Source organism: Oceaniferula flava (assembly GCF_016811075.1).
Taxonomy (GTDB): Bacteria; Verrucomicrobiota; Verrucomicrobiia; order Verrucomicrobiales; family Akkermansiaceae; genus Oceaniferula; species Oceaniferula flava.
The window spans coordinates 50325-74402 of record NZ_JAFBGL010000005.1; the positions used below are offsets into that span (position 1 = coordinate 50325).

10 protein-coding genes are annotated in these 24078 nt (G+C 48.7%); 7 read left to right on the plus strand and 3 right to left on the minus strand.

The window, feature by feature from the left end:
* Positions 1-473: 473 nt before the first annotated feature.
* The 3 genes from JO972_RS08770 to JO972_RS08780 all read left to right on the plus strand — a co-directional run bounded on the left by JO972_RS08770 (position 474) and on the right by JO972_RS08780 (position 4794).
* On the plus strand, positions 474-1655 hold the full coding sequence (locus JO972_RS08770; RefSeq protein WP_309489659.1) for a M24 family metallopeptidase: 1182 nt from the start codon (positions 474-476) through the stop codon (positions 1653-1655).
* 55 nt (positions 1656-1710) lie between these two features.
* Positions 1711-3147: a sulfatase family protein gene (locus JO972_RS08775; RefSeq protein WP_309489660.1), complete on the plus strand. Its 1437-nt coding sequence runs from the start codon at positions 1711-1713 to the stop codon at positions 3145-3147.
* Positions 3148-3333: 186 nt separating this feature from the next.
* Positions 3334-4794, plus strand: coding sequence for a sulfatase family protein (locus tag JO972_RS08780; RefSeq protein ID WP_309489661.1), 1461 nt, complete (start codon positions 3334-3336; stop codon positions 4792-4794).
* Between the two features lie 77 nt (positions 4795-4871).
* Here JO972_RS08780 and JO972_RS08785 read toward each other — a convergent pair whose 3' ends face one another.
* Entirely contained in the window at positions 4872-5942 is a 1071-nt protein-coding gene (locus JO972_RS08785) for a substrate-binding domain-containing protein (protein WP_309489662.1), read from the minus strand.
* Positions 5943-6102: 160 nt separating this feature from the next.
* Between JO972_RS08785 and JO972_RS08790 the strand changes: the two genes are divergently transcribed.
* Positions 6103-6963 (plus strand): PEP-CTERM sorting domain-containing protein, encoded by an 861-nt coding sequence (locus JO972_RS08790; protein ID WP_309489663.1) that lies wholly within the window; start codon positions 6103-6105, stop codon positions 6961-6963.
* 95 nt (positions 6964-7058) lie between these two features.
* Positions 7059-10985 carry a sialate O-acetylesterase gene (locus JO972_RS08795; protein WP_309489664.1) on the plus strand — a complete coding sequence of 1309 codons (3927 nt, stop codon included), beginning with the start codon at positions 7059-7061 and terminating at the stop codon, positions 10983-10985.
* Positions 10986-11084: 99 nt separating this feature from the next.
* Here JO972_RS08795 and JO972_RS08800 read toward each other — a convergent pair whose 3' ends face one another.
* On the minus strand, positions 11085-11912 hold the full coding sequence (locus tag JO972_RS08800; protein WP_309489665.1) for a YdjY domain-containing protein: 828 nt from the start codon (positions 11910-11912) through the stop codon (positions 11085-11087).
* 550 nt (positions 11913-12462) lie between these two features.
* Here JO972_RS08800 and JO972_RS08805 point away from each other — a divergent pair.
* Both JO972_RS08805 and JO972_RS08810 read left to right on the plus strand, forming a co-directional pair.
* The gene (locus JO972_RS08805; RefSeq protein ID WP_309489666.1) at positions 12463-19323 is read left to right on the plus strand and encodes a DUF6288 domain-containing protein; all 6861 of its coding nucleotides are present in this window, start codon (positions 12463-12465) and stop codon (positions 19321-19323) included.
* A gap of 80 nt (positions 19324-19403) precedes the next feature.
* Positions 19404-20183, plus strand: coding sequence for a hypothetical protein (locus JO972_RS08810; RefSeq protein WP_309489667.1), 780 nt, complete (start codon positions 19404-19406; stop codon positions 20181-20183).
* Positions 20184-20569: 386 nt separating this feature from the next.
* On the opposite strand, the gene JO972_RS08815 is transcribed toward JO972_RS08810, so the two are convergent.
* Positions 20570-24037 carry a DUF6797 domain-containing protein gene (locus tag JO972_RS08815; RefSeq protein ID WP_309489668.1) on the minus strand — a complete coding sequence of 1156 codons (3468 nt, stop codon included), beginning with the start codon at positions 24035-24037 and terminating at the stop codon, positions 20570-20572.
* Positions 24038-24078 lie beyond the last annotated feature (41 nt).

Here is a 24078-nt window from a genome sequence, read left to right on the forward strand (position 1 = left end):
ACGACGGAGGCGTAATTGATTGGCTATGAGTATGAGCTCATGAAAACCAGAGAAATGATCGAAGCTCAGTGAGGTGTGAAATTGGAAGATCACTCCTATAAATAGGGCCCATATCGAGTTCTACAATGCTCTTCGGAAGCTCTCTGGATGAAGCTTACATGATGTTGTCATTGACGTTTAAAGAGCGTTACAAAAGTGAGCCATTTACTCGCTGTTAGTAGCCTGGTTTGGCGTACTCTGCTTCGTTGTTTATTAGGCTATCGGGAACAATTGAAAGTCATCGGCGATAAACGCTATGAGTAGAGTTTTATTGCAACTATCCAATTTAAGGATGGGTGGGCATGAATAAATCTCTTGTGAGCCGAGGGCGGCTAGTAAAAGTCTAGGTGATAAATGGTTTTGAGATCTCGCGTGCCTCGTGTTGGTAATCCGCAGCATGTTGCCTCCCAAGCCCAATCCACCATTCGTTCAATATGACCCAAACAAATTTAAAGAGCCCTCAAAATATGCCTACGCATGCAGAATCAATCCTCTTTCATGCAGATTCGAACGATCCAGATTTACTCTATTTCAGCGGTTTCAAAGCGCTCGATCCCTACATTGCGTTTTCAATAGGCCAAATGAAAGTGGGTGTGGTTCACTCGTCGGAATATGGGAGGATGGTAGCCGAGTCAGACCTGGACGAAATCCTACTTGTGAACAAAGTCAACGATGATGCTGCGCGACATTTCAAATTACCAAAAGGCCAGCAGGCGAGTCTCAGTCAAATGATCATACATCTAGCGGAGGTTTATCAGATCCCTAGATTTCGTATCGGCGAACGATTCCCAGCCGGTCTTGCACTTGAGCTTCAACAAGCGGGGGTGGAAATCCAAGCAGACAAAAACGGAGGGGTTTGCCCTGAGCGTGAAATTAAAAAAACCTCGGAAGTGGAATCATTGCGCAGGGGGAATCGAGCAAGCGAAGCAGGCTTTCGAGTCGTCCACAAAACCCTCACTGAATCCAAGATTGTGCGCGGGCAGCTTGTCCACCAAGGCAAGGTCCTTACGTCAGAGCGCCTCAGGGAGCTGATTAGCCATGCGGCTCTCGATGAAGGTGCCGTGGCGTTGCATACAATTGCGTCCTGTGGCGATCAGGTACACGACAACCACAACACCGGTTACGGCCCTATCCTTGCTAATCAGTTGATAGTCGTAGATATCTTTCCTCAGAGGATTGACGACCACTATTGGGGAGATATGACGCGGACTTTCCTCAAGGGCCAAGCCAGTGACGCACAACGGCGACTAGTGAGAACTGTTAAAAAAGGTCACGAGCTAGCGATCAGTATGATTAAGCCAGGTCAAGTCGGCGGGGAGGTGCATGATGCGGTACAGGCATTTTTTGATAAAGAGGGCTACGAAACAGTGAGAGACAGCGAGAACGTGAAAGGGTTTTTTCATGCTCTTGGTCATGGGGTCGGCCTTGAAATCCATGAAAACCCATTCATGCGATCGAAAGCGCCATGGAAATTCAAGGAGGGGCATGTCATCACCGTAGAACCTGGGCTTTATTACTTAGGCCTGGGCGGTTGTCGAATTGAAGATGTCGTGCATGTGACTCCTGGGGGCAACGAACTCATTTCCCATGCTCCTTACACATGGGAAATACAATAAGTAAACAGCGCAGGTTGTATTAAGCGATACACAGCCAGGCAATTTATTATATATCATGAATCACCAATTCCTAACTTCGTTGCGGGCATTTATATTCTCCGCAGCGCTCGTCCATGCGGATAAAGCATCAAGTCCACTCAACTTCGTCTTTTTTATCGCTGATGATATTTCATATGAAGATCTTGGCTGCTATGGACACCCGACAATTAAAACGCCCCACATAGACCGATTGGCAAGCAATGGTATGCGTTTCAATAACGCTTATCTAACGTCAAGTAGTTGTAGTCCAAGCCGATGCAGTATCATTACCGGACGCTACCCCCATAATACTGGTGCAGCCGAGTTGCACACCACCTTACCTGAAAACCCATCACTCTTCCCCCTGTTACTTAAAGATGCGGGGTATTACACCGCTCTTTCCGGGAAGCACCACATGGGCAAATCTGCAAATATCGCCTTTAGTAAAATATCACGTGGCAAGGGGGCTGGTTTAGAAGAAGACTGGGTGAGTATTTTGCAAAATCGCCCTAAAAACATACCTTTTTTCTGTTGGTATGCATCATCGGACGCCCACAGGGATTGGGCGATCAGACCAGGAACGCCAACTTACCAACCTGAAGACGTCATTGTTCCCCCATACATGGTTAACGGCCCGGAAACGCGTCGAGACCTGGCTGGATACTACCACGAAATTAGTCGCTTCGACCACTATATCGGCTTAGTCGTTGAAGAACTTGAGCGACAGAATGTTCTCGAAAATACGGTCATCATCGTCATGGCGGATAATGGCCGCCCTTTTCCCCGGTGCAAAACGCGGCTTTATGACAGCGGTATTAAAACGCCATTTATCATACATTACCCCAAAGGAACCAAAACCGGAGTCAGCAGTAGCCTGATCAGCTCCATCGATGTGTCAGCCACAGTTCTTGATCTCGCTAAGGTTCCAAAAAGCGAGCGCATCCAAGGTGTCAGCCTAACACCTATTATGAAAAATCCCAAAGCCACTGTCCGTGACCTTGTTTTTGCTGAACACAATTGGCATGTTTACCGTAGCCATGAGCGACTCGTTCGCATGGGTGACTGGCTGTATATTCGTAACAATGTCCCCGATCAACAAAACCTCTGCGTAGAGGCATACATAGGAGGAGCTGGAAAAGAATTGAAAGCCGCTCATCAAGCCGGCACGTTAACAAAGGCTCAGATGAATATTTTCCAAAATCCCTGCCCGGAAGAAGAGCTATACCATGTTGGGAAAGATCCTGAACAATTAACGAATCTAGCAGACAACCCTGAAAACGAGACGATTCTCAAGACCATGCGGAAGCAGCTTAAAATCTGGACTGAGCAGACGGGCGATACTTTACCCAAAAACCTCAAACCAAGCCGAGGCAGTAAAGAAGCAAGGAACAAGAAAACAAAAAGCGAAATGCCTGGAGCCTCTTCCGGAGCTCAACAGATCAATCATCCTGGCCCGATCAGGGTTCAGCCATAATGCAAATGATGGTACGGTTGAGACAATCAAGAAACCCGATGTAGTTCGTAAATCTTGAGCAGATAGATAATCTGTTATCACAGCTCACTGCAGAAATTATTATTCCCTTTATTAGTATTAACTAGAGCTCCAAGTTCAATGCAACGCCACCTTCCTCTCCACGAAATACTTCCAATAGGCATTCTCATGCTTCTGCTGAGCACCCTTCCACACGCGATGGGAGCTCCCGACATCGTTCGAAAACCAAACATTATTCTGATCACAGCAGATGATCTCAACTACAACTCCGTCGGAGCCTACGGGTGCAAGGTTTCAAAAATCACGCCCAACATTGATCGCCTTGCGGCAGAGGGGATGAAGTTTAATCACGCGCATGTCAATATTGCGGTCTGCCAACCATCCAGACAGTCTGTCATGACGGGATGCTATCCGCACCGCAATGGAGCCAAGGGATTCCAACCAATCAATGAAGAGATTCCAACATTGCAGGAATACCTGAAATCATCCGGTTATGTTAATGGCATCCTCGGCAAGGAAGTGCACTTGAAGCCTAAACACAAATATTGTTGGGACTATTATATCACAGAGTCCCAGCTATCCTCCGGTGCTGGAATCGGAAGGTCGCCTGAAAAATATTACTCGTTTGCAAATGCATTTATCTCGATGGCCAAGCGCCAAGGAAAACCGTTTTTCCTGATGGCCAACATTCATGACCCTCACCGGCCTTTCGCTGGGAGTGAGCAGGAGAAAAAGAGCTGGGGGGCCAATTTGCCCAAGGTCACTCGTTGGATCAGAGAAGATGAAATATCAGTACCTCAATTCCTCCCCGACCTTCCTGAAATTCGGAAGGAGATCGCGCAATACTTCACATCAGTTCATCGCGGTGATCAATCCGTTGGTGCTGTGATGAGCGCGTTAGAAGAGTCCGGCCTAGCTGAAAATACCATGGTCATGTTCATTAGCGATAACGGTATGGCAACCCCCTTCGCTAAAGCCAATTGTTATCTCAACAGCACGAAGACGCCGTGGATTGTCAAATGGCCCGGACATGTGACTCCCGGATCTGTGGATTCCGAACACGTGATCTCGGGAATCGACTACATGCCAACTGTACTCGATGCGATTGGACTGAAATCCGCCGCTGGTATGGACGGCACCAGTTTTCTGCCAGTGCTCCATGGCAAGAAGCAAACAACACGAAAGTATGCCTTTACCCAGTTTCACGAGACTTACTCCAGAAGCCAATACCCTATGCGTGCTGTGCAGGGCAGGCGATATGGCTACCTGATTAACTTCTGGGCAAATCGAACTGGAGCGATGCGCATGGATTCCACAAGCGGGCTTGCTTTCAGATCGATGCAGCAAGCGGGAAAATCGGACCCAGCCATAGCTGCCCGTGTCGCTTTATTTGAGCACCGAGTATTAGAGGAATTTTACGATTTCGAGAAGGACCCTGACGCTTTACACAACTTGATTGCAGATCCGGAATATAAGGACCAAATCTCGGAAATGCGGTCCGAGCTCAAAGCGCAAATGGCGAAGACCCATGACCCCGCGCTACAAGCCTTCGTCGACCGGGACACTCCATCCGCAGTTGATGCGTTTATGAAACAACAGCGGACTCGCGCTCGAAACAGGAAAAAGTAGAACAGTGTGCATGGCGTCGCTGTTTACCGGCTTTGTCAAATACCGAAGCCCCAGCAAATAAGCTCTGCTGTAAATGACTAGGAATCTCTCGGCGCAGGCCCAATTGTTCCGCCATCAACAAAGACTGATCTGATAGAGTTCTGGCTCAGGTCCTGCTTGCCTTGCGCAACATTGTTCACCCATTTTACGATACGGCGCACCAATAGGCGTGGATCCCACTTGATATGGGCCACGGTTGGCCGACACCAGTCGAAGGCTGGGTTCGGATCGCCGCAAACCATTGAAATATTGCGCGGAGCTGAAATGCCACGTTGCGCAAGATGTTGAGAGGCAGCGACAAATATAGGCATTTCTTCGATAAACATTGCAGTAGGAGGCGTCGTGGCAAATAGAGAATCCAAGCAATCCTGTAACCCTCCTGGGTCATTACTCCAGTTCGGCAAATTATATTGACCTACCGGAAGACCGTGGGCGGCCATTTGTTCAAGAAAGCTTTGCTCAAAATGGCCTGGTCTGGGCACACGGTGCTCCTCGCGCGATAAGATCACGATGCGGCGATGCCCAAATCCAACCAGTTTCTTCAGAATGGCTGTTTGCGCCATCACTTTGTCCGGTCCACATCCAGCAATCTCAACGGAACGACGTCGGCCAGCGAGAGCAAATACGGGTTCAGGTCGCTTAGCAAACCATTCCAGAACGGATCTTGAGCCGCCAAACACAATCCAGGCGTCTGCCGTGGTATTTTTGACATGTCGTTTAATCCGACTTGTATCCATTTTCATATCTAATAAACTTTTCTCTGTGAATGCTGCCTGATGCCCTGCCTCATGAAGCCTGTGGAAAAGATCAACAATATAGTGGCTACTGCCATCACTTTTTTCATAGAGTAAAATTTTAATCTGTAGCGAAGGGGTGTTCTGTTTCCCTCCTGATACGATGCGGCGGCGACGTCCCACGCCCTGAGGGACTATCAGACCGTCTTTCTCCAATATGCCCAGTGCGGTATCGATTGTACCGTGCCCAACCCCAAGGAGTTCTGCTAATCTGTTACTGCCCGGTAGCACCCCGACCCAAGCTCCTCGTGCGAGTTCGTTACGCAGGTGAGTAGCCACTTGTTCAGCTGCGGTAATTACTTGAAATTCAGACATGTTAGACTAACTCCTCCCATAATTAGGAATGGTCGTCAAGATATATATATGTTGTTCAAGTGTGAGATCACAGAAAGGATGTAGCTCCTAGTTGGAGCGATTAGAGGTAAAAATTTCTGCCCTGATCGTCCATCAAGGAACAAACAAGAATATCAACACCATGTATAAATTAACTGCAATACTCACAATGCCATTGATTCACTTAGCTGGGATCGCTGGAGCACACGCGGCAACTGTTGTTTACGAGCCTTTCGACGTAACTGATGTCGGCGATTCATTGAATGGAAAGGCAACCGGTAGTGGTTTGGCAGGAAATTGGAATGGCTATGACGGAGCTGGACGTCTTGAAATCCGTTCCGGAGATCTTAGCTATGGATCACTGGCAACCAAAGGAAATCATGTGGGGTTGAGTACATCTGAGAATGGTCGCACTGGCTACAGCGCCAATCCCTATGCAGCACTAGACGGTGCAGGATTGATGGATGATGGCGCAGAGCTGTGGTTTAGTTTTCTTGTAGAACAATCAACAGAAGACAGCAACAATCGCTTTATGTTCTCCCTAGGCACTGATGGAACAAATTCTGGGTCAGGCTCGATGAATAGCAGTGGGAACGGTCTTGGGGTTCATATCGGCAATAGCAGAGGAAACCAGATTAGCGCGACAACATACACAAGCGGATCCCAGGCTAAAGGTGCTGAGACCTCGATCGCTTACAGTACTGTTCACTTGATAGTTGGTAGAATTACTTGGGGTTTGGACGGTGCATCGGATGATACGTTGGACCTCTTTATGCCCGGGACTGACCTCGTTCTTGGCTCTAGCATTTCTTCAATCAGCGGAGTGTATGATCAATCAACTTTCGACACTTTGGCCTTTTCTGGTAAACAGGATGCACCGATTATTGATGAGATACGCCTTGGGGCATCCTACAGTGATGTTGTCGTCACAGTACCAGAACCCTCAGCAACCGCTTTGCTTGGTTTGGGAGGGCTAGCATTGATCTTGCGTCGTCGCATCTAACCTTAGGATCTACGAAAAATCTTCCTAGGCTTTCAATTAAACATATCCCCTCCGAAGCTTCCCTCAGAGGGGTAGTCTAACGGCTTTAAAACACAATGATCCATAACCATTTCGCCCGCTTGCGCTACACCGCTATTCCGGTTTTCCTGACTGTCTTTTTTGCTCTGAGTTCGGAGCTTTGTGCTGAGCAAGCAGGGAGCAGTCCGTTGAAAATTTTCATCCTAGTCGGCCAATCTAATATGGTCGGCCAGGGGGAGATATCTCCACAAAGTAAACCTGGAACACTGGAATATCTCGTCGCAAACGACCCTAAGGCGGAATATCAACACCTCGTAGATGGCTCGGGGGACTGGGTGGTGCGTGATGATGTATGGATTCAAGAACGATTTGCATCCAGAGGGGGATTGACTGCTGGCTACGGAGGAGATACTGCAGCAGGGCTCACCGACCTCATCGGCCCTGAACTTGGCTTCGGCCATGCCGTTGGCGATTTATATGAAGAGCAAGTGCTTATTATCAAAGCCGCTTGGGGTGGTAAGAGTTTAGGGCTCGATTTTCTTCCCCCAAGTTCCGGCCCTTATCCCACACCAACTGAGTCTGGTGATCCAGGGTATTTCTATCAGCAAGTCCTCGAAGCTGTTAGTGCTGTCACCGATAACTTAACGACCTACTTTCCTGACTATGATGGTGGTGGTTATGAAATTGCCGGTTTCTGCTGGCATCAGGGCTGGAACGATCGGATCGACTCAGGCTTCAGCAATGCCTACGAGACAAACATGGTAAATTTCATCAATGACATGCGGACAGACCTCGGTGCTCCGAATCTGCCTTTTGTCATCGCCTCTGCTGCGCAAGACCCATGGATTACTTATACCAAAGTAGAGAAAGCCCAGCTGAAAATGGCCGATGTAGCTGCCTATCCAGCATTTGCTGGAAATGTCGCAGCCATCGATACACGTGCCAGTTATGACGGTTTGTCCTTCTGGCAGCTGGCTGAAAATTCACCAGCAGACCAAGGCTACCACTGGAACAGAAATGCCAAGAGCTACCTCAACATTGGTAAAGCAATGGCTGATGCCATGTCGTTGATGGTGAAACCTCGTTGTCCCTACCGCTTGAAAGCGAACGGTGACGGGTCAGGAGTCAATCTTAGCTGGGAAAATGGATCTGACGCTCTAACAAGTGTGGGAGTGAATCGTCACGGCACCACCATCGCAGCTGCTGTATCTACTGGCACATCATCCTTCCTCGACACCACTGCGCAGCCAGGCGTAATCGAATATGAACTGATTTTTACCAAATCCGGGACACCCTGCCCGCCGCTGACGCTCACGTTCGATGCCGGAATCACTGATCTGGAAGCTTATCGCACGCAAACCAGCGTAAAACTTCGCTGGGTCAACAATCTCGGATACACAGGTATTGAAATTCGTCGTGACGGAGCCCTGATATCAACCTTGACTGGCACCGAAACAAGCTTCGTGGATACCGCGCCACCCACATCCGGCACAGTGAGCTATAGCGTTGTGCCAACTAATGGATCCGCTACGCCCACCGTGACATCCATCAACCTAGACGGCCCGTCTCCGGGTAATGCCTACGTCTACGAATCATTTGAGGATTCGGACTCATCACTTTACGAAAACCATGTTGGTGCTGGTCTTGTAGGGAGATGGATTGGTGGCCTGCATGTTGCATCAGGCAGTATGAGCTATGGATTATTGCCCACCTCTGGCAATCAAGTTTACAATAATGGGAGTAACACGACCACAGGTGCGCTGCTTCGCCCAGAGCTTGCCGAGGCAGGTTTGCTCAATGATGGAGCTGAGCTTTGGTTTAGCTTTCTAACCAACAACACATCAAGCTCTAATACCGCCGTTGTTTTCTCCCTCGGCACAGACCGGAGCGATTATTTTGATGGAATAGAAGATGACGGTGAAGGCATCGGTGTGAACCTCCATCAAGGCTCATCTCCACAGGCAGCCACTTGGACTCCAAACCGTTCCACAGGCTCCAGCTCAAGCAGTATACCTAACAATACTACTCGGCTTGTAGTGGGGAAAATCACTTGGGGAGCAGATGAGGCATCGGCGGACACCATCGAAGTTTTCCTGCCGGGCAATGATTTCAGTATGCCTTCTACTCCTGTTTCCTCGACATCAGCCGTGCTTGACCAATCTAAGTTCAGAGTCGTCTCCTTTGGTGGGAAAAACGCAGGCTCCCCAAAAATTGATGAGATCCGGTTCGCAGCAAGTTATGCGGATGTGATCGCCAGTGATCTAATGGTGGCAGATACAACCGCACCTACACCTGACCCAATGACTTGGTCCTCAGCCCCATCCGCATTGGGTGATAGTAGCATCACAATGACTGCCAATACGGCGAGCGATCCGAGTGGCGTAGAGTATTATTTTGAAGAAACCTCGGGAAATCCAGGTGGAACTAACAGTGAATGGCAAGACAGCCCAACCTATACTGACACAGGGCTAAATCCTGAAACCACCTACAGTTATACCGTAACAGCGCGAGACAAAAGCCCTGATCAAAATAGCACAAATGCGTCAACACCAGCATCTCCAGCCACAACTCAAGCTGTTGACATCATTGCCCCACCTACTCCTTCATTTGAAACGCAGCCCACTGCAATATCGCATCATAGTATCACGATGACGGCGGCTGCCGTTACTGACCCTAACGGTGTGGAATACTACTTCACGGAAACAAGTGGCCACCCTGGAGGCTCGGACAGTGGATGGCAAGATAGCACGGTTTACATTGATTCTGGATTAGATCCGCTAACAACCTACTCATACACGGTGATGGCGCGTGACAAAGCTTCGGCAGCCAATACAAGTGCTCCCTCACCTGCAGAATCGGCAGTCACTGATGAAGCGCCTCCAATTCCAAACGGAGCTTTGATCTATGAGCCCTTTGCGCAAACTGGCGGATCACTCAGCGGTGTGTCAGGAGGAGAAGGTTTGAATAGTTGGAATTCAAACAACAATCCGAGCATCGCAGAAACCCCGACTATAACATATGGAGACTTACCCACCTCCGGAGGCCAGCTGAACCTCCCTAACACCGGAGGGACAGATGCGTGGGTTACCACAAAATCTACACTCGGCGATTACGGCTTACTCAATGACGGCGCAACTCTATGGTTCAGCTATGTCTTTGTGAAGACATCGGGAGACTCATCAAACGAAAAGGGCGGGTTTTCCTTTGGTACAGACAGAATTGATGGAGCATACAACGGCACCAAAATGAATAATTCTGGGAATGGACTCGGCGTCATTACCAGAACAAAGAGCATCAGCGCTGCAGGCTGGCTTAATGGAGGAAATGGAAGCACTGGCGGCAGCATTACCATTGACTACACGACCCCCATCCTAGTCGTCGGAAAGATCGAATGGGGGGCCACGACTGGGGATGATGAAACGATTACAATCTACACACCTGCGATGGATGACCTAACCTCCTTAGATGCAGGAGTCACTCATAGCGTATCCGGATTTGACCAATCATTAATAGACACCATCAGCTTCACTCAGCGAAATTCCAATGGTGATCAGATCTATGATGAGATCCGCTTTGGCGCGACATACGAAGCCGTCATTGGTGCTGAAGCCGGAGGCTCAGATTATGACGTATGGGCTTCCATCTACGCACCAGCTGATCTTGAGGATCCAAGTGCTGACTTTGATAAAGATGGGGTATCCAACAGAGAGGAGCTGATCTGGGGACTTGACCCTACCAATGGCAACTCAGCCAATCCAATCTCGATTCCCCTAGATCCAACGACAGGAACCATGACTTACACACGCCGCCCTCCGTCGTTGACCGGTATCACATACACCTATGAATGGACTACCACTATGGCTGAAGATGACTGGACGGCGTTCACCCCATCGGATGAATCTTCAGACAACGGCAGTTTCACTGAAGAGGTAACCATCACCCTTCCTTCCGCTTTATTAAATGGCAATAATCTTTTCATCCGTGTCGCAGCCTACGAAGAATAATACAATATAGAACGATTTAGACTCGCCGCATTTGGTAAGACACAGTTGCCATTATCATGGCTTCGTGCATGCAGCATACAATGGACGGTGCGTAGCCCCTTATTGTTTCTCATTTACCTTGTCTGCATCAGGGGCTGGCGCAACCTTAGGACGAAGGCGAAGTTTAACTTTAGTCCCAACTTCCGGGAGATGTGTGGCATCAATCTGCCACTCTAGCGAGTTCGTAGAATGACTATACACTCTAGGTAAACAAAGGAGTTCATCCCCAAAGGTAGCAATGGAAATCACATGGCCGCTCATGTCAGCTAGATATTTGCGAGCTCCGTTACCATGATTACGGAGAAATGAACCGGCGAACAAGAATGTATTTGTAGGAAATTGGCTATCCTTTTGCTTTGTTCGCAGTTTCTTTTTCCCAGAATAAGCCTTTATTAAATCGCATACAGGCCGTTCTACAACAATTCCTTGTTTGTTCTTAAAAACTATAAAGACATCTACAGGGGCACCTCTTGGGGGGACATGAACCCAAGTTCCGTTCTGTTTGCTCAACGGTTTTTGCATTGCAGGATTCCCTGGCGTAGAACCCATTAGAAGGAGTGCTGTGTGTATATGTCGAGGCATTGCACCCACTGCAATTATGGACTCGTGCTCTTTACTATTTTTGGTACAAGCAAGAAGCTCTAGAGGCCCTTCATCAAGACAGATTTCGCCGTCCACATCTACGCAATGTTCCTTGAGGTTGATGTGAACACCTGGCAATTTAAGTTTTTTAAGTGCTCCCTCCAAAGATTCTGTCGACCCACTCTCGGAGGAAGTCGTCTTAGCAGTGCTATCTGCGACCGCTTTGTCGGTGGGTATCATCGCCAATAGTATCGCTACAGTTACCACGCCAATTAAGGGATGATGTTTCGGCGGTGTTTGCTTCACAAATCTTTTCCGATGCCCTAACTGAGAAGCCTTACCAACACGGCTATTCACAACCGAAGTTGGTCTAATATTGATCAAGCTACAAGTTTGCTCGACTACGTTTGAGCAATCCAAAATATGGTTATTAATCAACGAGGGCACTGGGGAAATTTGATAATGGTTATAGAATGTCAAGCCTCCTAACGTCTTTAGGGAGGGTTCTTATTAGTTGGATAATAACTAATAACCAAAGGCTTCAGGTAGATACTAATCAATTATTAGTTTTTACCATTCCTAATTCATGGGATGTTTATGCTGCAATCATTGGATTTTCTGGACAAAAACTCCTTGCTTAACTTGATTCATGTCTTCCTCCCAGAATGAGGGGTGGTAGCCAGAAGGTTAACGGTTGTCATGAAAGATATGCAAAGTGTTTAATGCACCATTATTAGAGATATAACATAATCTATGTTTATTTCAGATATGTTGTTTAGTCATAGGGTCCCAATACTTACGGCGCGTTATGAATTGGCCCATTAACACATCATACGTCACGGTAACCCAATACATCATGAAAATAATTAACCAAGTCACTACACTAAGCGAACAATGGAAAACTCTCGTTTCAGTCATCACGGGCTTCATCATTGTTCTCTACTCTCTTTTCTCTGCAAGCGTGCATGCATCCGCTCCAGATCTAACCACCGGAGGTGTGCCGAACGAGACACCTACTCTGGACATAAACCTTGGACCTACAGGAATGCACGGATGGGTTTATCACCAAGGGGCCAATACTAAAGATAGTCGACAAATCTTAGTTACTTCAGTCGATACCGGGTCGCCTGCTGATGGTGTTCTGGCCGTTGATGATGTTGTCCTTGGGGCAGATGGAACCGGAGCTACCCCAGTGAATTTCAGCTCAGATGCCCGCAAGAGCCTTGCTTTGGCCATCGCTGATGCCGAAGCACAGAATCCGGCTACACTCAGGCTTCTGCGTTGGAGAGCAGGCACTACCTCTACAGTTTCAATTACGCTTCAGGCACTTGGCGCATACAGCGCTACGGCACCCTACAATTGTCCCAAGTCTGCTACCATTCTTGAGCAAGGTTTGGATTTCATTATGGCCAGTGAGGATTCTGGGAGGTTTTCGTTGGGCACTCTAAGCCTTTTGGCAGGGAATGACCCCTTGAACACAGACAATGCGGCAAGGCAAACACGGGCTCAAACGGAAGCACGTGCACTTATCGCCAGTCCAGATAAAATTGCCTTTTGGAAATCTGGCCAGATAGACACTAATGCCAAAATCACTTGGACGCTGGGGCATCAGCTGATTGTTTTGACTGAATACTATCTTCAGACGGAAGACCAATTGGTCCTCCCCACTATTGAGGCCATGGCCATTCAGATAGCCAACGGGCAAAGTCATTTCGGAACCATGGGACATCAACTTGCCGTTCCAGCATCCGATGGCTCACTCAATGGTGCCTATAACGTGGGTTACGGAACAGTTAACTCTGCAGGTATGCCATGTTTCTTAGGTTTGTTGCTCGCCAGGGAATGCGGGGTCAACAGCCCTGAAATCGATCCCGCGATCGAGCGAGCTAGTGCTTTTTTTGCGGCGTATGAAGGCTATGGGAAAATACCTTATGGCGAACACGAACCTGAGCGCTCTGGGCATTCGGGGAACGGAAAAAGCGCGATCGCGGCCCTTTGCTTTTCTCTGATGGATGATAGGCAAGGTGAACAAAAATATTTTTCCAGAATGGCGACAGCTTCGGCATCTGAACGAGAAGGCGGACACAGCGGCGCCTATTTCAATCAGCTGTGGACCCCCCTCGGAGCCAACGTAGCCGGAGAAGAAGCAGTGATCGCCCACTTCAGTGATGTTAGCTGGTTACTGGATCTTAATCGTAGATGGGATGGAGGTTTCGACTGGAATACTCAGAGCGGTGGACTGAACGGTGGTGTCCCCCAGTGGAACGAGTTATGGATGTCGACTGCAGCACTGCTCACCTATGCTATGCCCTTGCGTCAACTTCATATCACTGGTCGTGGCCACGATCAGACCCGTTGGTTAACCACTACTGAAGTGGAGGAAACGCTTTATGCCAATGGTTATAACGCGTCCTCACTAAGTACCAACGACCTTCTGGCAGACCTGGCCAATTGGTCCCCAAGCGTTCAGGACAAGGCTGCTACAGAATTAGGTTCTCGTACCGGTGAACACGCTACTTTGATCCCAACGTTGATCGCGATGGCCAACGATACCCAGGCCGGAGAATCACGTGTGGGTGCATGTTTTGCACTAGGAGAAACAAGGGATGGAAGCGCGGCAGCGACCTTGGCAGCCCTTCTCACTGACAGTGATCATGAAGTTCGTTTTGCCTCTGCCGTCGCCATGCGCTTGATGCCAAATTCAGCTAAACTAGCGCATCTGGATACGATACTAGCAGCTACCGCTAGCACCTCTAAACCTCTGTTCCCTCTCGACCCGGATGACCCCTTGCATTTTGCGCATTACCACTTGTCCATGCTGCTCTTCTATAGTGGCAGTGCATACGGTAATAAGGGCATTATTCGAGGCGACGGCATTGATGGCGTCGATCGGAATTTACTTTATCCCGCAATTAGAGCCGTAGCGGCTAACCCTCACGGTCTAGCTCGAAGCACCTTGGCTGAGACTTATCGTAATTTAACTAGGGCTGACGTTGAAGCAGTCGCCGGAGCCCTAGTTGATTCGGTGCAAGTCCGTGCACCTGCAGATAAGATGTTCTCAGCAGGCGTTCGTCTGGGAGGGCTGGACGCCCTACAGGCGTATAACTTTGCCGAAGGGGTTCCACTCAGTAAGGGGATAATTGCTGACTCGGAACTCCTAACGAACGAACACACCCACGCATTGGGAATTTTGGAAAGTTATGCCGGCTCATCAGAATTAGTAGACCCGAATCCTCAAATTGAAGATTTCTGTGATTTCCTAGTCGATACTGACCCCACACTAAGGTCTGCAGCTCAATTGGTTCTGGATGCCATTTCCGCCGACAGCAACCCTGTTGCACCAACCTCATTTAAGAGCATCGAATCAGTTACAGCAGACACCACGACTTTAACACAATCATCTAAATGGACCACTCTGCGAGTAGCTGCTACCGATCTAGCAGATGGTGATAGCGTTTATACTTGGAAAAAAGTGCACGGAGCCGGTAATGTTAGCTTCACCTCGAATGGAACCTCGGCGGCTAAGGATACGGTTGCCTACTTTGATGGGACACCCGGTCAATACCTTTTCGAAGTCACCATGTCAGACTCTCGGAAACTCACGGAAGACTCTCAAACAGTCAGTGTTACAGTCTACGACGCCAATGGAAGCCTGCCAACCAACGACGCTCCAACAGCGACCCCATTGTCAGTTACTGCCCCTCAGTCCACGGCAACCCCAATCACCCTGTCAGGCTCTGACCCTGAAGGATATGATCTAACATATGATCTAAGTAGTCATCCTTCCCATGGAACATTAGCTGGTAATGCCCCCTATCTAACATATACTTCAGATCCAGCCTACACAGGATCTGATAGCTTGAGCTTTGAGGCCATCGACAGCGAAGGTCAGGTCTCAATTGCTACCGTAAATATCACCGTCACAGCAGCCAGTGCTTTCGAAGTCAGTCTTCATGAACCTTTCGACTACACAAATGGTGCCGCTATCAACGGTCAAAACGGAGGGGTTGGCTTTGGTGGAGCTTGGAGTTCCACCAGAAAAACCCCTTCGATATCAAGCGGCAGTAAAACATGGGGAATCTTAAATACAGCTGGAAATCATGCACAAGGCGATGCCTGGAGTGCTCTGACTCGGCCGATCGGATCTTCTCTATCTGATGCAGGTCTCATGGCTGACGGTTCTACCTTGTGGTTCAGCATCGTTATCGATGTGTCTGGCCAGAATAAAGCTAATACAGACCTGAATCTTGCCATTTGCAATGCAAATAAGTTCGAATCTGGTAGTTTAGGCAATCGCCAAAATTTAGTTCCCTCCACCGCCGAGGGAATCGGCTTAACCTATGACAAAGGGCGGATCCAAGGTGCTTACTGGAAGGATAGTGGAGATGGTGATGCCTACTCCGAACGGACTGGAGTAGATAGTTACACAGTTCTGAATGCGACGTCGAGATCCAGTGCCCTCATTGTTGGAAAAATCGAATGGGGTGCTGATGAACTCGCCACGGAGACACTGACACTATATGCGCCCGATACGACTTTAGCCCTCGGCCTGCCAACGATGGATGCCATCAGCATTCCGGCTCTTGATCAGACACAGTTCGATACTCTAGCCCTCCACTTTAAGGATTTCCCCATGGTCGACGAGATTCGTGTCGGGGCGACTTATGAGAGTGTGATTCTTGGAACTGTTGCAATGAGTGCCGACATCACCCCTCCATCCCCTGACCCCATGGGCTTTGCCTCAGTTCCAACACCTGCCAGTGGGACCTCAGTCACCATGGTAGCAGCGACCGCATTTGATACCGCCGGAGTGGAATATAAGTTCACCTGCACCACCGGGGGAGGGAATGATAGTGACTGGCAGACCAGTCCATCATATACGGATACAGGGCTCACACCGGGAGTCTCATATAGCTACACAGTTTCAGCCCGTGATCGCAGCCCTGCGCAAAACACGACCGTATCATCATCTCCAGCATCTGTTCTCCTTCCAAGCCAAATTGAGACTTCTGAAGTAGTCGGCATGAATATAACCGACGCAGAATCAATAATCAGCTCTCATAGCTTTACGGTCGGCACAGTGAGCTATGCCTACCACGAAACGATTCCAGCAGGAATGATCATCAGTCAGACACCGGCAAGTGGAACTACGGTGGCACCTGGAACAACCTTTGATTTACTCGTCTCGCTTGGGCCCGACGTAACCCCGCCAACTATCATGTCAACTGATATTGTTGATGATCAATCTGGAGAACCGGTAACCTCGAATGACCTCGTTACCTATACGATTACTTTCAGTGAAGATATGGATGATGCCGGCGTAGATGTCTCTGATTTCTCAAATTCTGGGACTTCAACTATAATTCTAGGACTTGTTACGGAAGTTGCGCCAGGCGTATTCACAGTAGAAGTGACGCCTACTAATGCTGGCACCCTCCAGCTGCAAATTCCCGCTGGTGCTGAGCTTTCCGATACCTCGGGGAATTTGTTGAATACGGTTTCTGCAATTGTGGATGACACTGTTCTAACTGTTGAAGCGCCAAGCTCACTTATCTATGAACCATTTGATTATCTCGCTGGTGGTCTTAATGGACAAGCTGGTTCGTCAGAGATCGGCCTTGAAGGCACTTGGACGGCGTCCAACACCACCTTGGTTAGCGCTTCTCCTCACAATTATGGTTCACTTCCGACTAATGGCGGCAGTCTTTCCGATTTCGGCACCGGTAACCGCTTTGGAGGAGCTCGCTCGATCAGTGCCTTTGCTCTCGCGGGAAATGGCTTACTCGATTATGGACAGACTCTGTGGTTCAGCGTGCTGGTAGGTTATGAAGACGCAGCAAACCTTACCAATTCTCGACTCGGATTCGCTCTCGCCAATCACCAGTTCAACAGTGGTAACTATAACTACTGGATTGACGATGAAGGTTCACAAAGTGGATCTGGCATTGGATTTGTTTTTGGAAAAATCAATAACGGTAATGGTCGAGTCGTCGCCAGCGAATTCCAAGACTTCGCATCTGGAGACGGAGTAGCAGGAAACATACTGGGATCTTGGGACGGCACGAACACCTACAGCAATGGCGATGTCGGGCTAATAGTTGGGAAAATTACCTGGGGAGGCAGTTCTCAAGATGTCGATAGAATAGAACTCTACCAACCAGACACCAATTTAACTCTCCCAGCTTCTCCAATCTCGGTCCTCACGACAATCGTTGATCAATCCACCTTTGATACGGTAACTTTTGCACGGAGCGATAGAGTGATCATGGATGAGATTCGATTCGGAGAATCCTATGAAAGCGTAGTGTCAGGTTCTGATTTTACGGCACCTTTGCTAACTTCCGATAACTTCGTCGACGATCAAGCTGGTGCTTCTGTGGCAGTAGATACAACGGTAACTTATACGGTCACTTTCAGCGAAGATATGAATGAATCGACGGTCGATGCTGCCGACTTTGCCAACGCTGGAAATGCAGTCATGACGGTCGAAGATATCACAAAAATTTCGCCTCACATTTTTGCTGTGGCTGTAACCCCTACCAGCACAGGGAGTCTGCAACTTCAAGTGTCGACAGCAGCAACGATCACTGACATGGCCGGAAACCCCATAGATGTATCGTATGCGATCACAGACGATACGACCATTACGGTCTATGCCCCAGTCATGGTCACCGTGCCAAATGTCGTCGGGCTTACACAGAGTTCGGCAGAGAGTTCAATCACCCTGAACAATCTCTTAGTTGGTGCGGTAACGATAAGCTATAGTGACACGGTTACCGTTGGAAATGTAATTAGCCAGAGCCCAGCCGGCAGTAATAACATAGCTGAAGGGTCATCGGTAGATTTGGTAGTTTCGCTCGGAACCAATCCTTCGCCTAAACTGGTAAGAACGACAATCAATGCTGTGAGCAATACTACTTGGACAACCGTAACCTTGGGCCAGAGTTACAGCTCCGCAGTTATCGTAGCGACTCCAATTTACAGCACTTCTTCATTGCCGCCTGTGGTGACACGTGTCACAAATGTTACGTCTAATAGTTTTGACTTGAAGATCGATCGCACCGATGGATTAACTGGTATAACCTCTGTTGATGTTTCCGTCATCGTTGTTGACGAAGGCGTGTATACCCAGAACGTTCATGGTGTGACTATGGAAGCGGTCAAATTCACTTCTACCGTGACGGCAAAGAAAAATAGCTGGGTTGCCGAGGCGCGAAGCTATCAAAACAGCTACTCAAACCCTGTCGTTGTAGGCCAGGTGATGAGCGCAAACGATCCAGACTGGTCTGTGTTCTGGAGTATGGGAAGCTCCTATTCTAACCCTGCAAACGCTACAAACCTTAACATTGGTAAACACGTAGGCGAAGATCCTGATTCTATTCGAGCTAATGAAACTATCGGCTACATCGTGATAGAAGCCGGCAGCGGCGCTATCGATGGTGTTGCCTATGAAGCAGCCCTCGGCTCAGACACAGTGCAAGGGTTTTCGGATTCTTCTTCCCCATACACCTACACCCTAAGTGGTGGACTGACTACTGCCAGTTCAGCTGCAGTCAGTGTCTCAGGTATGGATGGCAACGATGGCTCATGGGCCGTATTATCTGGTAATCCAGCACTGACAACGACCTCTCTGGGCCTGCACGCGTGCGAAGATTTGCTTCTGGATGTCGAACAGAACCACACTACTACCCAGGTCGGGTATATCGTTTTCGAATAGGAAATATTTTACCAAAGTCTTTAACATTGCTGTCTCCGCTTCGGCGGGGACAGCCTGAAACAATCTCTTTTACTTCATTCATGATCAACAAGACTATCGTGGCCTGCGCTGTGACGTTTGCTGTCGGCGTAAGCGTCGGGTTCCTGCTGACTCATTCAGAACGTAATGAAGAGCCTGAGTCAATAAGCTCAGCGAGAGATTCGAAAAAGCTTACAGCGAGAAGTAATCAACCTGCTCGTGCGAGCCGTAGGAAGAGCTATCAGAAAACACCCAGAAAAATCGCTTCTACTTCATCTGATCTCATCACTGTTCCCAGACGTCTGCTAGAGGAACTCAGCCTCGCTGCTGGTAATCGAACCGCCGGGCAACCGCTCTTCAGTAGTGACAGAAAACTTGAGGCTCTATTACAGATCGTTGGTTCAGAGAGGGCGACAGTGGAGAAAGCTTGGAAGAACTCTCTCCAAAAAACCCGAGAAATGGAGGCTGAATCAGCCACCTCTGAAGACCTCACTGACGGGTCAGTGCGAATCACTATACCAGATCTCGGTTCTGACATAGCGAGTATCGGAGCGGAGTTTAAGTCAACAGTTTGTAATATTCTTGGCCCCGAACGTGGTGAAGTCTTCCTCGCGTTGAATCAGGCCGACAGTCTATTCACTCCGCCGAAGGGAGATCGCACCTATACTGTGAAATCAGAGGCCATCGGAGACGGACGCTGGCGTTTTCACATGACTCTCGAAGGTTCGCTCGGACGCAGGGTTTGGGTGGGGAACAGTATCCCTGATGAGATTCGTCATCTTACCGATGCTGCTAATATCCGTTCTTCTCAAGAGGGGTTATCCCAAAATGATGATAAGTAGGTTGTGAGTCAAAGTGTGGGAGTTTGATAGGCTGGTTTGTTGACAAACTAGTAGTTCATTGAGGTATTGTCATTCGGGTGGTAATCACAAGGACAAGATAGTCGTGAATGGCAGCAAAAAGATCCGTGTTCAAACTGGATGCGTTCATTTTCGATATACTAAAAAAATAACACAGCCGATACTACCGCTCCAGAGCGAGAGTGCTCGTGTCTTTCAATCAGGTAATGTGTGTTATACAAAAGGGGGCGGTTCTTTGCCGTAATGGATGTTAGACCTGTGTCTTGGGATCAAAATGGTGATGGGAACGGTGGTATTATTTGGTTTGCTATATGTTGTGTGGAGCTCAGTGCTGTCTCTTTTATTTGCTCATCCTGATGTAGTAAGAGCTATGGGAGTTCGTGGATGGATGCGTGGATAATCCGTTGGTTATTATTGCCTAGGTGACATGCGATCTCCATGCCCCATGTAGGTTCTAGGTTGGGGATGATTAGCGTCGCTTGATTGCCTGAGATCATCGTCTTAGTCACTTCCAATTCACGCTCATCGTAGTGTTTCGATCCATATTTAGCGGTGCGTTTGAGATTCCAAACCTTCACTTGGAAACTGGTCTCTTCGGGGAGTGGATCACTAAAGGTGATGGTGTATTTACCTTTTGATGCGTTAGTTTTGATTGGCATGTAGCTGGGTTTTCCTGTTGCTCGGATACGACAGAATGATCCGTCGCTCTGCTGATTACCGGCCCAGGCGAACATGCCGGCTGCGTAGAGCTGCTTGTTTACAGGATGAAAGCGGCCACGGTGCAAGCCTGAGGGGGATGCCTCGATGGGGAGAGCACACATCCCCCCCTGGGCCTGACCGTTCAGGACTTCATGGGGGACGGTGTAAACTTTGCCGTAGCCATAACTCAGATTGAGAAGTGTGCCGTTGATAGCCCCCCATGCTGCATCCTCCGGTACCCAGAGGAGTTCGGCAGGTGAGCGGTCAAAGGCATTCGTGACCCATGCTAGAGGTTGTTCCATCGACTCATCAGAGCTGTCTGTGACGTCGTGATAGCCAAACATATTACCGTAAAAACCACCTTCGTTGACATAGTTAATACGGTTCTTAGGGTTCCAGTGGCCTTCTTGATCGGTAACGACCCAAGTGCCGTCTGGGTTGACACACACTCCGTTAGCTGCGCGGAATCCCGTTGCTACGATATCGGTTGTGGATCCATCTGCGCTCACTCTCAATAGGGTGCCATGGTGGGGGACTACGGCGTTCTTACCGTGGCGGGCTGACTTTGCGTAGTAGAAATTGCCTTTTGCATCGGTTTGCAGTCCCATGGCAAATTCATGAAAGTGTTCGGTAACTTGATGATCGTTATTAAATGCTTCGACGTAATCGATTTCGTCATCTCCATTGAGGTCATGCAGGCGTGCAATCTGATCTCGGCAAGTGACGTAGATGGTGTTATCAACAATCTTGAGACCGAGTGGTTGAAACAGGCCTGTGCAAATGCGTCGCCATCTGAGTTCTTTGAAGTTACCGTTCATACCGTCGACTAGCCAAACGTCACCTAGCCAAGTGCAGACAGCGGCCCGGTTCGGATCGTTGTCAAAGAAATCAAATCCACCGAGTCGCATCCAAGAGTGCCATGGGTTATCAGATTTGTTAGGGATTGTAATTATGTCATAGGCGAAGGGAGCTTCGTCATTGCCTAGTGTTCCGGCCGTGATCACCGGTTTGGGGTAGTTCGGTGGGCCTCCATGGGTGAGTGCTGAGAGGTCGGCAGGTTGGGAAAGTAATTTGCTAAGGTCATAAGCTTCTTTGTTGGCAAAACCAATTATGACTTTGGCTGGAGTGGTGGCAGCTGGGATGTGAAGGTAGACTCCGTCTTTTCTTCGCTCGAGAGAAATGCCTGGCGAACCTTTCAGTGCTACGGAAAATCCATTTTCAGGTGGGGAAATTCGGCTGAGAAGGTCGTGATTGGAGGCAGCTATGTTCAACGTTCTGGTAAATACTTTCTGGTTTTTATCAGAAAGAAGGCCGGGGAGTTCGAGGATCTTGGTGTTGCCAATTTGATAGTGGATGATGGTTTGTTGACCGAATCTGTAGCGACCTAGATAGCGCACCCAATCCTTAGGTAGGGGGCCGTAACGGCGACCGTCACGCCCAACAATGCGTGTATCCTTCCATGTGTGTTTGATTGGGTGTTGCCATGCGGGCATGTCTGGGTTTGTAAATAAGGCTGTGCCAGCGATACTGGAATGGGTGCCGTGGCTGCCGTCAAAGGCGATGCCTCGCCAATCGATAAATTCCCCGGAATATGCGGTGGCGACGCGCATGGTGTCCGTGTCATAGATCATCCAATCTGAGCCCTTAGAAATACCGCCTTTGCCTTGATTGAGGCGAATGTTGATTCCTTTCTGAGCGATATTTCTATCCTTGCTGGCGGCTCCTGGATTGATTTGGAAAGTCCAATTGAGCACTGGACCGAAATCCATTAACTTGTAGGGTTTGTCTTGTCGCTTCCGTCTCGGAGTTGTTGCTATTCCGGGGAGATTGAGGGACTGAGGTAGGCTGTTGTAGTAGGCCTCGGAAGGTTCAAAATACTGACTTTTATTAAAGGGGTTGATGAAAGTTTCTCGGATGTAGTGGATCACGGCGTACTTTTGCGCGGCATCAAACTGTCTCTGCGGCACCATCATGCCGTAGCCTTTATCTAAGGTTTGGAACATTCGGTAAGGGTCACTGCCGTTTTTAAAGGGGGATTCATGAAATTTAAGGGCAGTGGGCATACTGCCTTCTTGGTGTTGATCTCCGTGGCAAGTGATACAGTGGCTGTTATAGATGGCCTTTCCTTCATCGAGAGCTTTCTTATTCCAAGCTCGGATGAGTTTAGCGTGTTTAGTGGTTTCAAGTGGCTGAACCCAAGATGTTTTGAGTTTGAAATTTTGACCTGTAATGAGAGTGAGTTGGACTGGTGAACCTATCTGTCCCTGTCCGTTAAAAGTTTCAATGTGCTCGGTTGCCGACCAGTTCAAATCTGGAGTATTAAGAGTGGTGACTTCATTTTCTACTAAGGAGGTGAATTCGGCCCCCTCAAGGGAGCGAGCCCAGTAGCGGAGTGTGGAAACGGTAACTTTGTTCAATGAATTGATCAAATTGGTGTCTCCTCGACCGATCCTGAACACATGCTTCGCTACATCTCGAGAATGTAATTTTTGTTCTTTTCCTATGGGTTGACCGTCGATGAAGATGTTGATCAAACCATCGTGAGAACGTAAGACTACCCAGTGGGTTTTACCGTCGGTGACGAGAGGGCCACGGAGTGTGCCTACGCCACCAACATTATAAGTGAGCCGTTTATTTTTTACGAAGAGGGCTTTGCTTCCTTGGCTCCCGATCCCCTCGTGGGAGCATTTAGAGAAAATAGTGCCATCACCATTTGTCTTGAATGAAGCTGCAATGGTAAAATTTTGATCCATGCGCAAGGTCTTGTCGACTGACGAGGATGTCTGCTTGCTGCTTGGAATTACCTTGTTTGCGTGTAAAGCTTTGCCATCGATCCATGTGCTGATTTGCATAGGGCTCGTCCCGTTTTGCTGGTACACTAGTTCGATGGTGTGGGCACCACTGGGAAGAGGGAGCTTGAATCCCTTAGTGAGGGACAATTCAGATTGTTTATCCGATTGATATTCCAGATGCAAGCGGAAGTTGGAGAGCTTGCGCGAGAGGAATGTATTTTCGAAAACAGGGAACTGGGTCTGAGCCACCGTCTTGGCTGGAACTATAGGAACTTGACCGATGGCGCTTGGTGCGACGTAGGCAAGAACGATGATTGACGTTGTTAGAGCTTTGATGATGGGCATGAACGTTCGCGTAGTGGTGTTTAAAAGGGGGTGTGATTTTG